This is a genomic window from Gottfriedia endophytica (assembly GCF_017814275.1).
Taxonomy (GTDB): domain Bacteria; phylum Bacillota; class Bacilli; order Bacillales; family Bacillaceae_G; genus Gottfriedia; species Gottfriedia endophytica.
This window is the reverse complement of sequence record NZ_JAGIYQ010000002.1, coordinates 60704-73364: the sequence shown is the minus strand read 5'-3', so window position 1 is coordinate 73364 and position 12661 is coordinate 60704. Positions and strand designations below refer to the sequence as shown.

Annotated in this window: 13 protein-coding genes; 11 read left to right on the top strand and 2 right to left on the bottom strand. The window is 32.7% G+C overall.

All coding sequences use genetic code 11. The features are described 5' to 3' along the window. Positions 1 to 13 precede the first annotated feature (13 nt). The 6 genes from J5Y03_RS02995 (at position 14) to J5Y03_RS02970 (ending at position 5010) form a co-directional block, all read left to right on the top strand. Positions 14 to 589 (top strand): hypothetical protein, encoded by a 576-nt coding sequence (locus tag J5Y03_RS02995; protein WP_209402400.1) that lies wholly within the window; start codon positions 14 to 16, stop codon positions 587 to 589. Positions 590 to 731: 142 nt separating this feature from the next. Beyond that, positions 732 to 1514 carry an energy-coupling factor transporter transmembrane component T family protein gene (locus tag J5Y03_RS02990; protein WP_209402398.1) on the top strand — a complete coding sequence of 261 codons (783 nt, stop codon included), beginning with the start codon at positions 732 to 734 and terminating at the stop codon, positions 1512 to 1514. After that, positions 1514 to 2377 carry an energy-coupling factor ABC transporter ATP-binding protein gene (locus tag J5Y03_RS02985; RefSeq protein WP_209402396.1) on the top strand — a complete coding sequence of 288 codons (864 nt, stop codon included), beginning with the start codon at positions 1514 to 1516 and terminating at the stop codon, positions 2375 to 2377. The genes J5Y03_RS02990 and J5Y03_RS02985 overlap by 1 nt, the downstream gene beginning before the upstream one ends. Then, the gene (locus J5Y03_RS02980; protein WP_209402394.1) at positions 2364 to 3167 is read left to right on the top strand and encodes an energy-coupling factor ABC transporter ATP-binding protein; all 804 of its coding nucleotides are present in this window, start codon (positions 2364 to 2366) and stop codon (positions 3165 to 3167) included. The genes J5Y03_RS02985 and J5Y03_RS02980 overlap by 14 nt, the downstream gene beginning before the upstream one ends. A gap of 38 nt (positions 3168 to 3205) precedes the next feature. After that, positions 3206 to 3970, top strand: coding sequence for a BtpA/SgcQ family protein (locus J5Y03_RS02975; protein WP_209402392.1), 765 nt, complete (start codon positions 3206 to 3208; stop codon positions 3968 to 3970). 77 nt (positions 3971 to 4047) lie between these two features. Further along, positions 4048 to 5010: a carbohydrate kinase family protein gene (locus J5Y03_RS02970; protein WP_209402390.1), complete on the top strand. Its 963-nt coding sequence runs from the start codon at positions 4048 to 4050 to the stop codon at positions 5008 to 5010. Between the two features lie 98 nt (positions 5011 to 5108). Here J5Y03_RS02970 and J5Y03_RS02965 read toward each other — a convergent pair whose 3' ends face one another. After that, on the bottom strand, positions 5109 to 5477 hold the full coding sequence (locus J5Y03_RS02965; RefSeq protein WP_209402388.1) for a helix-turn-helix domain-containing protein: 369 nt from the start codon (positions 5475 to 5477) through the stop codon (positions 5109 to 5111). Between the two features lie 183 nt (positions 5478 to 5660). Here J5Y03_RS02965 and J5Y03_RS02960 point away from each other — a divergent pair, with 183 nt between their 5' ends. The 5 genes from J5Y03_RS02960 to J5Y03_RS02940 all read left to right on the top strand — a co-directional run bounded on the left by J5Y03_RS02960 (position 5661) and on the right by J5Y03_RS02940 (position 11438). Further along, positions 5661 to 6650 carry an asparaginase gene (locus J5Y03_RS02960; protein ID WP_209402386.1) on the top strand — a complete coding sequence of 330 codons (990 nt, stop codon included), beginning with the start codon at positions 5661 to 5663 and terminating at the stop codon, positions 6648 to 6650. A 25-nt stretch (positions 6651 to 6675) separates the two neighbouring features. Further along, positions 6676 to 8100, top strand: a complete 1425-nt coding sequence (gene aspA, locus J5Y03_RS02955) for an aspartate ammonia-lyase (RefSeq protein WP_209402384.1) — start codon at positions 6676 to 6678, stop codon at positions 8098 to 8100. Between the two features lie 276 nt (positions 8101 to 8376). Then, on the top strand, positions 8377 to 8898 hold the full coding sequence (locus J5Y03_RS02950; protein WP_209402382.1) for a PadR family transcriptional regulator: 522 nt from the start codon (positions 8377 to 8379) through the stop codon (positions 8896 to 8898). Positions 8899 to 8901: 3 nt separating this feature from the next. Next, the gene (locus J5Y03_RS02945) at positions 8902 to 10629 is read left to right on the top strand and encodes an MFS transporter (protein WP_209402380.1); all 1728 of its coding nucleotides are present in this window, start codon (positions 8902 to 8904) and stop codon (positions 10627 to 10629) included. 437 nt (positions 10630 to 11066) lie between these two features. Then, positions 11067 to 11438 (top strand): DUF3979 family protein, encoded by a 372-nt coding sequence (locus J5Y03_RS02940; RefSeq protein WP_209402378.1) that lies wholly within the window; start codon positions 11067 to 11069, stop codon positions 11436 to 11438. Here J5Y03_RS02940 and J5Y03_RS02935 read toward each other — a convergent pair. Then, the gene (locus J5Y03_RS02935; RefSeq protein WP_209402375.1) at positions 11435 to 12487 is read right to left on the bottom strand and encodes a YkvI family membrane protein; all 1053 of its coding nucleotides are present in this window, start codon (positions 12485 to 12487) and stop codon (positions 11435 to 11437) included. The genes J5Y03_RS02940 and J5Y03_RS02935 overlap by 4 nt on opposite strands. Between the last annotated feature and the right edge of the window lie 174 nt (positions 12488 to 12661).

The window sequence follows — 12661 nt, the reverse complement described above, 5'->3', positions numbered from 1 at the left end:
GGGAGGGTAGTTTATGAAAAATTCTTTTAAATTAACAATGTTCTTAATTCCTATTGGTATTGCGGTTAACTTTATTGGTGGACAAATTGTGTTATTGCTAAAACTTCCAATTTATCTTGATTCAATCGGAACAATTGTAGTAGGTGCACTATGTGGAGGTATTCCAGGGGCACTGGTTGGAGCAATTACAAATGTAACAATCTCGGTTACTAATCCAACTACACTTGCTTATATATGGTTAAATATACTTTTTGGTTTACTTGCAGGATTTTTAGCAAGAAGAGGTGTGTTTAAAAGTTTATGGAAAACAATTGTAGCTTCTATTGGGTTTGCTGCAATTGGAGGGGGACTAGGTGCTACTATAACAGTCCTTATGTTTGGTGGACTTGGAGCAGGAACAACTGGAATGATTACTGGTATGTTGATGAAAGTAGGTTTTTCTGTACAAGCTGGAGCGTATATTTCTGAGATATGTGCTGATTTATTAGATAAAATTCCGACTTTGATTATTGTGTTTTTTATTCTTAAGAGTATTCCAAAGAGAAATTTAGTGAAGCTTCCGCAAGGCGAACTTTTTATTGATAAATAATTTAGCGACACTAATTCAATAAAAAAGGGGAGTCCTTTACTCTATTTAAAAATGAGTAGGGTCACTCTCCTTATAACTAATATTCAACTGTAATGTGTCAGTGCCTAGACTTCATCTTATTCAAATGGAGGGTGAGCTGAATATGGATTATGAATATGTATTTTCTTTTAATAAACCTCAACTGACGGGTAACTGGTTTTTAGATCTCAATCCATTAACAAAATTAAATTTAGTTATTGCCATCGCAATTTTTTCAATCATTTCGAAAAGTTGGCAAGTCAGTGTATGTATCATTATCTTATATTTTTTAATAGCAGCTATAGCAGGGAAGTTTTATAGCTTTGCAAAGATCTACATTAAATTAGGATTATTAATCGGTTCCTTACTGTTTATTATGAGAGCGATGTTTATCCCAGGTAAGAATATATTATTTAGTTTTTGGGTTTTTACTATTACTCAAGAGGGGATCAATCAAGGAGTTTGGTTTTCAACCCTGGTTGTTTCGTTATGTGGATCCCTTGTCCTGTATAGTAAAATAACCCGAGCAAAGGACTTAATGTATGCTTTAGAAAAATTAGGTGCACCACACTCTACAACCTATATTATTCTAAGTTCTTTACAGTCAATTATTGACCTTGGGGAAAGGGCTAAGTTAATCATGGACTCTCAGAAAGCACGAGGAATTGAAACTGAAGGAACTATATTCCGAAGGGTAAAAGCGTTCATGCCGATTATGGGGCCTCTCCTATTAGGGGCAATCGCTAGCACGGAAGAGAAAGCTATTGCTATGGATGCCAGAGCATTTTCTTCACCAACAAAAAACACCCATATGAGTGAGCTTCGTCAAGTTCCTTTATGGGAAAAAATGGTGGTATTGTTAATAAATATTTCTCTTATTCTGTTCATCATTTGGAGGTTGATTTAATGAATGGTATAGAGTTAAAGAATGTTTCTTATAAATATCCTCTAACAGATTTCTTTGCTTTAAAAGATATTAATTATACTTTTGAAAAAGGGAAATTTTATGGAATTATCGGTCCAAATAGTGGAGGGAAAACATCACTTTGTAACCTAGTCAGAGGATTAATTCCACATTTTTATCAAGGTGATCTTTCTGGTGATGTTTTAATAGAAGGAAAAGATGTTCGTAATTGGGACAGTAATCTTTTATCGACAAAAATTGGCTATATCTTTCAAAATCCATTTACGCAAATAAGTGGTGTAAAAGATACAGTTTTAGAGGAAATCGCTTTAGGGCTTGAAAACCTTGGAATTGAAAAAAATGAAATGATTGAAAGGATTATTGAGGTAGTTAAGCTTTTAAAGATTGAAGATTTAATAAAGAAAAATCCAAACAATCTTTCTGGGGGACAACGTCAAAGAGTGGCGTTTGCATCAATTATCGCAATGAATAACGATATTCTTGTCATTGATGAACCTACGTCGCAACTTGATCCGGAAAGCACTTCTGATGTATTCGAGATCATCGATATGTTAAAAGAACAAGGGAAAACAATCATATTAGTCGAACATAAAGTTGACTTAATTGCTGAGTATTCTGATGAAGTATTAGTCATGAATAATGGACAAATTGTTGATAGTGGTACACCGATGGAGGTTTTTTCAAATAAGGCATTATTAGAACTAGACGTAGCAATGCCGCAAGTTGCGTTATTAGGTCATGATATGAATAGACTAGATAAGCCATTTGATTATATTACGATTACTAAATCACAGGCTAAAGAGCAAATCATGAAAAGGATGGGATGTGTAAATGGGCGCAATTGAATTAAAAAATGTAACGTTTGCATACCCAAATGGATTTGTTGCCAATGAAAATTTAAATCTCTTAATTGAAAGTGGAGAAAGAGTTGCGATTGTTGGGCAAAACGGTGCAGGAAAAACAACAGCAGTAAAGCTTATGAATGGATTGAATAAACCAACAAAGGGCGATGTACTTGTTAATGGAATAAATACGAAAGATAAAACAACTGCACAAATATCAGCTTTTGTAGGATATGTATTTCAAAACCCTGATGATCAAATTTTTAATAGTAATGTTAAAAAAGAAATTGAGTATATGTTGCGCTATTTAAAGCTTGATCAAAAAGAGATTGATCGGCGTGTAAGCAGAGCTGTTGAACTAACAGGTATGAGTGACTATTTAGAAATGAACCCATATGACGTTCCGTATTCAACAAGAAAGTTTATCTCAATTGCAGCTATTTTAGCAATAGAAACACCATATATCATTTTGGATGAACCTACAGCGGGTCAAGATATGCAAGGAATTAAGGTTCTATCAACTCTTATGGATGTACTAAAGGATGAAGGTAAGAGTGTCATAACCATCACTCATGATATGGAGTTTGTTACTGACAATTTCACGAGAGTAGTGACGATGGCGGATAAACAAATTATTGCTGATGGATCAGCTACAGATATCTTTTCAAATCAAAACATAATAAAACAAGCAAAAATAAAGAAGCCTCAAATTGGTGAACTCGCTAGTGAGGTTGGCTTCGGGGAAAACATTCTTTTTAGGAAAGAAATTGTGGAACTTTTATCTAAGTATTAGTAAATAGAAAACTATATTATAATTTCGGGAGGATGAAAATGAGTAATAAAAATAGAAGTTTTTTAGATCTTTTCAAGACTGTTAAGCCTATATTAGGAATGATTCATTTAAAAGGTGAAAATAGGGAAGAAAAGTTAGAGATTGCAAAGAGTGAAATAGATCAATTAATTGAAAATGGGATTGATGCAGTAATCATTGAAAACTATTTTGGCAGTCCAGAAGATGTAGAGGAAGTGCTAAAGTATATTTATAAAGAACGAAAAGATATTATTTACGGGGTAAATATTTTAGACGATGACCAAAAAGGATTTGAGCTAGCTAATAAATATGAAGCTAAGTTTATTCAAATCGATTCAGTATCTGGCCACTTGGAAATTGATAAGGATGAAATGTATGATGAATTCATTCAAAAAATGAGAGAACAAACGAATGCTTTTGTTCTTGGAGGGGTTAGATTTAAATATCAGCCTTATCTTTCAGGAAGAACATTAGAAGAAGATTTGAAAATTGGAATGAGAAGATGTGACGCGATCGTAGTTACTGGAACAGGTACGGGGATCGAAACAAATTTAGATAAAATAAAGGAATTTCGAGCAATTATTGGAGATGAGTTCTCACTAATTGTTGGAGCAGGATTAACCGCAGAAAATTTCAGCAATCAACTTGAGTTAGCTGATGGAGCGATTATTGGGAGTTATTTAAAAGATAATTATAAAGACAATGGAAATGTAAGTGTTGAACATGTTAACTATTTCATTAGTGAGTTACAAAAATTCCGAGATCAATTAAATGTAAAAAATTGAAAATTAAGTCTATGAAAATATAAATAAAGTATTTTTAACATGTAGGAATGAGCAATTACATACTGGAGGTGTATCGTATGGACAATGACTACTCTTTTTTCATAGGAGACGTTGCACTTGATGAATATTACAGAGCACCGTACTGGCCGAAAATTAGTGATAAAGTGCTTGTTGAAACATTGAAGCCTCAAATGGGTGGAAGTATTGCAAATGCAGCCAGCGTTTATAATTCATATAACGAATCAGTCTATTTTCTTTCACTCTTAAATGGTGGGGAAATAACACAAAGTTTACTTGCAGATTTACAAAAACAAGGGATAGACACTAGCTATGTCTTATATGATGATAGTTTACCAGATGCAAAAAACATTATTGTTTTAGCAGAGGGAGAACATACATTAATTATTCCTACTTTAGGAATTCAGCAGATCGAAATTACACATGACATTTTAGATGTAATGTGCAAAGCTAAGTATGTTTACACAACAATCGGTGAAATCAGGCCATTACGATATGGAAATATGAATGCAATTGAGATTATTAAGAAGGTTCGTGAATCAGGCGCTAAAATGGTTTATGATCTTGATGTTGGCCATATTGAATCAGGAGACGGACTATTTTTCAAAGAAATGGACATTGTATTTTTTAATCAGATAGGGTTTGATGTATACCGAAAAGATGCATCATATGAGGAGGCAGTGTCGCAATTATTAAGTTATGGAACAGAAGTGGTCGTGGTTACTCATGCTGAGAAAGGCTGCTCTGTTCATACGAAAGATCAGAATGTTTATGTAGAAGGTATCTCTGTGGATGTAGTAGATGTGACAGGTGCTGGGGATACATTTTGCAGTTCCTTTATCTATGCACTAAATAAATGTAATAATTTAAAAATGGTTGCTAAATTTGCTAATGCGGCTGCAGCTCGTTCTGTTACAGTTATGGGGGCTAGAGGAGGGATTTCTTCAACCGAAGTCGTCCTTGATTTTATGAGAGAAAAAGGACTCGAACCTAGTAACGAATATAATTGTTTTATAGAGTAAGATGATTAAAAAATCGATAGATAGTTTTAAGTGAAAAATGCCTGGCCTAAATGATTGAGAAGGAAGGCATTTTTTGTTTGTTTTGACGTAAAGGAAATTTATAATGTCTGTTTTTCCAATTCTCTTTTAGCTCTAATAAAAGCAATAAATTGCTGCATTTCTTCGTCAGAAAGAGTCTCTCCATCAATCGTTAAATCTAAACAAGGAAGATTCGTTAATTCAATAGGCTGAGAGGACTGGATGTTTTTCCCTTTTGGTTTAAAGGTAGGTTCATCAACTCTCCCAAGAAGATAATCAGTTGACGTATTAAATAAATCAGCAATTAAATGAATGGCTTCTAAAGATGGACGACGATGACCTGACTCATACCCTGCATAAGTACTCTTAGCAATTCCAAGATGATCAGCTATGTATTGTAAAGACCATTTTTTCCTTTTCCTTAGTATTTTTAATCTCTCGTTAATCATCTGCCCTCGCTCCTCTAATTTCATTTATATTATTCTACCATCTTAAGGAAATAAAATGTACGCGAAATGAATAATTTTTTGTTTGATTTATCTTTAACATATTATTATAATACAAGTAAAGTACGCGAATTGAGAACAAAATTTTCATTTCAAACTTAATATATTTTAAAGGGGTTCATGAAATTGAAAAAACTGATGTTGTTCACTACTGGGGGAACAATTGCTTCATTAGAGGGAGAAAATGGTCTAACTCCTAAAATGGAGGCTGAGGATCTTTTAAGGTATTTACCAGAACTAGAGCAATACTGTCGAATAGATACAAAATCATTAATGAATTTTGATAGTACAAATATACAACCAGAATATTGGATCCAAATGGCTAAAGCTATTTATGAGCATTACAATGATTACGACGGCTTTGTGATTACCCATGGAACTGATACCATGGCTTATACTTCAGCTGCCCTTTCATATATGTTACAAGATTTGTCAAAGCCAGTTGTTATTACAGGTTCTCAAATCCCGATTGCTTTTAAGAAAACAGATGCTAAAAGAAATATATCTGATGCTATTCGATTTGCATGTGAAGAAATCGGTGGAGTATATGTAGTTTTTGATGGAAGAGTGATACAGGGGACTAGAGCTATTAAACTGAGAACAAAAAGTTATGATGCGTTTGAAAGTATAAACTATCCTTACGTTGCTTCTATAAATACAGATGAAATTCATTATTATAATCATGTTAATAAATTAAAAAATAAAGAGCCTAAATTAGATACTTCTCTTTGTACAGATGTTTCATTAGTTAAGTTATTTCCAGGTATAAAGCCTGAGTTCTTCGATTCTATGAAAAATCTTTACAAGGGTATTGTGATTGAAAGTTATGGAAGCGGTGGCATTCCATTTCATGAGAGGAATATTTTAGAGAAATTAAATGAACTATCTGATTGTGGAATTTCAATTGTCATTACTACCCAATGTCTAGAAGAAGGAGAGGAAATGGATATATATGAAGTGGGACGAAAAGTAAATCAAGATGTCATTATTCGTTCCAAAAATATGAATACTGAAGCTATTGTTCCTAAATTGATGTGGGTTTTAGGTAAAACACAGGATCCACAAAAGGTAAAAGAATTGATGGAAACTCCGATTGCAAAAGACATTACATTATAAAAATAGAAGAGGGTAGGAGAAATTTATGATTAACGAGAGAGAATATCGAATTGAAAAAGATTTTCTAGGGGAAAAAGAAATACCAGTTGATGTTTACTATGGAGTACAGACGTTAAGAGCGAAAGAAAATTTTCCAATCACACACTATCGAATTCATGAAGAAATGATTAAAGCGTTAGCAATTGTTAAAAAATCAGCTGCACTAGCAAATATGAAAGTTAAGCGCTTAAATGAAGAGATTGGTGAAGCGATTGTTAAAGCTGCAGATGAAATTATTGAAGGCGCATGGCATGAGTACTTTATTGTCGATCCAATTCAAGGTGGCGCTGGCACTTCAATGAATATGAATGCAAATGAAGTAATCGCAAACCGTGCTCTTGAGATTTTAGGTTATGATAAAGGTGAATACGGTAAAATTAGTCCTAATACACATGTGAATATGTCTCAATCTACGAATGATGCGTTCCCAACTGCGATTCACATTTCAACTCTTAGTTTGTTAGAGAAGTTACTAGTAACAATGAATCATATGCTAGATACATTTAAGAAAAAAGCAGAGCAATTTGACCATGTAATCAAAATGGGACGTACACATCTCCAAGATGCTGTACCAATCCGTCTTGGTCAAGAGTTTGAAGCTTATAGTAGAGTAATAGAAAGAGACATTAAGCGAATTAAACAAACACGCCAGCATTTGTATGAAGTAAATATGGGAGCCACGGCTGTAGGTACAGGTTTAAATGCAGACCCACAATATATTGAATATGTAGTGAAAAACCTTGCAGAAATTAGTGGACTACCTCTTGAAGGTGCAGAACATTTAGTTGATGCAACGCAAAATACTGATGCTTATACAGAAGTTTCAGCTGCACTTAAGGTCTGCATGATGAATATGTCTAAAATTGCGAACGATTTACGATTAATGGCATCTGGTCCACGTGCAGGACTTGGTGAAATTAGCTTACCAGCACGCCAACCAGGTTCTTCAATCATGCCAGGAAAAGTCAACCCAGTTATGGCAGAACTTATTAACCAGATTGCCTTCCAAGTAATCGGAAATGACCATACAATTTGTTTGGCTTCTGAAGCAGGTCAATTAGAATTGAACGTAATGGAACCTGTACTTGTATTTAATTTACTTCAATCAATCAGTATTATGAATAATGGATTCCGAAGCTTTACAGATCACTGCTTAGCTGGAATTGAAGCTAATGAAGACCGAATGAAAGAATACGTAGAAAAAAGTGTAGGAGTGATTACAGCAGTAAACCCTCACTTAGGTTATGAAGTTGTGTCTAAAATTGCACGTGAAGCTATACTTACAGGTAAATCAGTGAGAGAGCTTTGTCTTCAATATGAAGTATTGACAGAAGAAGAACTTGATTTAATTTTAAATCCATATGAAATGACGAAACCAGGTATTTCAGGAGCACTTCTTCAAAAGAGATAAGCCTATTTTAAGTCTAGATAAATATAGTAAATGATAAAAAATCTTCAGAGTAAAAAGCTTTCTACTCTGAAGATTTTTTTTGTTTATGGCGATCTGATGTTATTGAAAATAGTTTTAACAATTCTTATAGAAAAAGGCTTAATAACATGTTTTGATGATAGAGATTTATTAATTATGAAAAAATTTAAAAAAATGTAATAAAATCGATTGCAATTAATATTAATAATGTATATATTATCATTGTTAATATAAATTATAAGAAGGATGGATTTTTAAATGAATATTCAACATGTAATCTTAGGGTTTTTAACTGAAAAACCAATGAGTGGCTATGATATTAAGCAAATGATGGAAAATTCCGTTGCCTATTTTTTCGATGCGTCTTATGGTGCAATTTATCCTGCTTTAAAAAGGATGGAGAAAGAAGCGTTTATTGAAAAAGAAGTTGTCCAACAAGAAGGTAAACCAAACAAAAATCTTTATGTTATTACTAATCGAGGAAAAGAAGAATTCTTGAGTTATATGGAAAGTCCATTAAATCCAACTTTAATCAGATCAGATTTATTGATTCGTATTTTTTTTGGAAGATATACAAGTAAAGAGAATATTACCAGCTGGCTAAAAAAAGAAGAGCAAAAGGCAAAGAATCAATTAGAACATTTAAATCAAATTAATGAAAAATATCCAAACATGGATTCTTTTAAAAAGATGACCTTATTGTATGGGATTGACAGCGCACAGTTCACTTTAAAATGGATTGAAAATGAATTAGCTAAATTAAGAAAGGGAGATGAATAATGAATGCCAAAAAATAATAGTATGAAAATTGTCTTGTTAATGTGTTTAGGGACATTCATTTGTATGATCGATTCTACTATTATGAACATTACTCTTCCTGCAATACAAGCAGATTTAAACACAAGTTTAGAAACAAGTTCATGGATGCTGAACGTGTATACGATGACGATTGCGGTACTTGCTATACCAATGGCAAGATTTGCAGAAATGTTTGGGAAAAGTAAATTCTATATAGTAGGCATACTTTTATTTGGGATTGGGTCACTATTATGCGGATTCTCAACCTCAGGAACACTACTAATTGAAGCGAGGTTTTTACAAAGTATTGGTGCAGCAATCTTAATTCCATTAAGTATGATAATAGGTGTATCCTCTATGCCGATTGATAAACGAGTTATACCTCTCACGCTTTTAGGTGCATCACAAGGGTTGTCTACAGCATTAGGTCCTACTGTTGGCGGAATCATAACAGAAAAAATCAGCTGGAATTGGGTGTTTTATGTAAATATTCCAATATGTGTCATAGCATTAATTGGTTGTTTAATGTTACTACCATTAAAGCAAGAAAAAAGAACGAAAGCGAAGATTGATTGGTTAGGGCTACTTTTTTCTATTTCTACATTATTTCCTACTAACTTAGTATTAATAAAAGGAAATGCGTGGGGATGGGCATCTGACAAAAGTATTAGCTGTTATGTAATTAGTATTATATCAATTATTATCTTTATCTTAATAGAGAAAAAGGTTAAGAATCCAATGGTTAACCTTAAACTGTTTAAAGATCGTCAATTTTTAGGTTCTGTTTTAATCGTAACATCTGGCTTTGTCTTTTTAATTGGTGTGATGGTATTACTACCTCAATTTTTGACTAGATTTCAAGGGAAATCAGAATTAGAAGCAGCGCTCCTTATCACTCCAGTATCTGCCTCGATTTTTATTTTTTCTCAATTAGCAGGGCTACTTGTAAAGAAAATAGGTTTTTCCATTCCTGTAATTATTGGATTCAGTATAATGGGAGTAGCATACTACCTTTTACACAATCTAAGTATTGAAAGTAAATCAATGGAAATTATCGTACTATGTACAATGCTAGGAATAGGTTTTAGTTTTATTATTTCATCTGCAACGATAGCAAGTACGTCTTCATTCGAAGGAGAACTTTTAACATCATCTCAAAGTGTATTTTCCATGCTTCGTCAAGTTGGGGTAGTTTTGGCAGTTGCCATTTTTGTTGGAGGACTAACTTCCAAAATTGACAACAGTAAGGAAAAAGTCTTACATTATGCAAAAAAACAAGTAGAGCAACTGGATATTCAAGAATCAGTAAAACAGAAGATTTTCAATCAAACGAAATCTGTTCTCCAATCAGATGGAAAACAATCAATCAAAAATCAATTATTTTCAGAAAATGAACATCAAAAAATTGTTGAACTAAATGTGAAGGTCATTTTAGATAAAATGCCCGTTCAAAAAAGAGAAGCAGCAAGAGAAAAGGTTTATGAAAACGTAAATCAAGAAGTTATAAGACAAGAGACAGAGATTCAAAAGTACTCTAATAATATTTCAAGTTACTCAATTTCAACCATTTCAAGTAGTTTTGTAAGTCTATATAAAATGAGTATGCCATTTGTATTTTTATGTACATTAATAGCAATTGTATTTAGGAAGGAAAAAGTAAGGATTAATACTAAAAAGTCTATGGAAAAACCAATAGTAAAAGAATTGATTTAATTTAAGTTTCTTTCTAAAAGATTTATTATCTTTAAAGGTTTTGTGAAAGTATTCTAATAATAAAGAAAATAGTTGGAGCAAAAGGTGCGAGACTCCTGTGGGAGCAGCGGGACAGGTGAGACCCCGCAGGAGCGATAGCGACGAGGGGGCTCACCGCCCGCCCCAAGGAAAGCGAGTATCCTTTTGCGGAAACTCACGTACTCTTTATTTATAGTACATTGAAATAGCCTTCGTTTTACATATACTAAAATCAACAACAATTAATACGAAAATGGCCATTAAAAAAACTATCCTAAATTATTTCATAAGAAATGATAGGATAGTTTTTCTGTTTTTAACTAAATATAGTTCAATATTCTTTATATAGGTTCAATAAATTCAAGAAATGTTCGATTCATGTTACACTGTTTATAATACATTTATATGAAGGTGAAAATATGATTTGCTGCATTGAAAATGCATTTTCAATAAAATTTAATGAAAATCAAAAAGGGCAATATGTATTAATTTTATCAGAACATGGGATCGAAAATGAAGATCCAAATTCATCCTTTTCGTACGATTCCTATATCCGTATCATGTTAAATGAAGATGAAGAGTTTTCAATTGATTTGTACGAGAATAATAAGAATTTATTTTCTTTTAAAAGAGCACAGTATCATCGTATGATTCCAATTAGAGATGAGGAAGAATACTCTATTCAATTTGTTTTAGAACGTTGGCAAAGCAGAATGATAAAAGTTCAATGGAAACCATTTCTTCATATTGAATTTGGACTTTACTATGAAGTATGCGAGGATTGTGATTAACTTTTTCTACTTGGTCTAAGTAGCGTTAACATGACGATAAAGGTGATCCAACCAATTAGTGGATAAAGAAACGTTAATAATGGCCCATACCCAATGATACTAATAAAGAAGCAAACGAATAGTATTAATAAAATAATCAATGGTTGATTTGTCTGTTCAGTCCCTGTTAACTGTTTTGTCATACCGTATATATTCCCAACTAGTGTTGTGAAAATTTCGGCTAATATGACGAACAGAAATAAAAAGTAAAAAAACGGGTGTATTTGTTTGATAACTTCTGCCATGGGAATTTCAAAATCCTTAAAGTGATTGATCGTACTGATACTAAAATGGCTTATTAATAAGATAATCCCTAAAAGGATTCCACCTACGATTCCGCCAATCTTTAAAGAACTTTTATTTGTGCATTCAGCTCCAATTGGTACTAATACCGCTTGTGCCAATGCCATATTTAGACAGACGTAGGTAATAGGGTTTGTAAAAACATTCGAATTCAATTGATAGGCAGTTGGAAAAATAGTGCCAATATCTATTTTTGAAGAAAATAGTTTATCAAAATTAGCATTTAAAAAAACTGTTACAACAAAAAGAATCATAATTGGTACTACCGTATTATTTAAATTAAATAATCCTTCAGTCCCTTTCAATAAGATGATAAAAGTTAAGGCAATAAAAATAATTGAGCCTATTAAAGGGTTGAAATTTAAATGATTATGAAAAATTGCACCAGCACCTGAAAGCATAACGCTAGTTACACCCAGGAGGACAAAAAATAGTAAGCCATTTATGATATTTCCACCAATATTTCCAAATAGCATAACATTAAATGCTTGTGCAGATTTTAATTTATGTTCGTTTGCAATCAGCATAATTTTAGTTCCTAGGACTGAGAATAAAAAAGTGCTAATAATAATCCCGATTGTACCGTACCCACCATTTATTGAAAAAAATTCAACGATTTCTTTTCCTGTCGCAAAACCTGCTCCAATTACTGTTCCTACATATGTAAATGCAATATTTCTAATCTCTTTTTTATCATAACCTGCCATAGTAAATCCCCCTTATGCATGTACTTCATACATATGAACCATTTAGTTAGAATAGACATGCATTGATTATATGAAACTACAAAAATAAAAACTAGCAAGTCATATAAATAGCATATCTACAATTCTGATGATATTCTAATAAGAAAGTTCAATCATTTGAATAATTAGATTTTA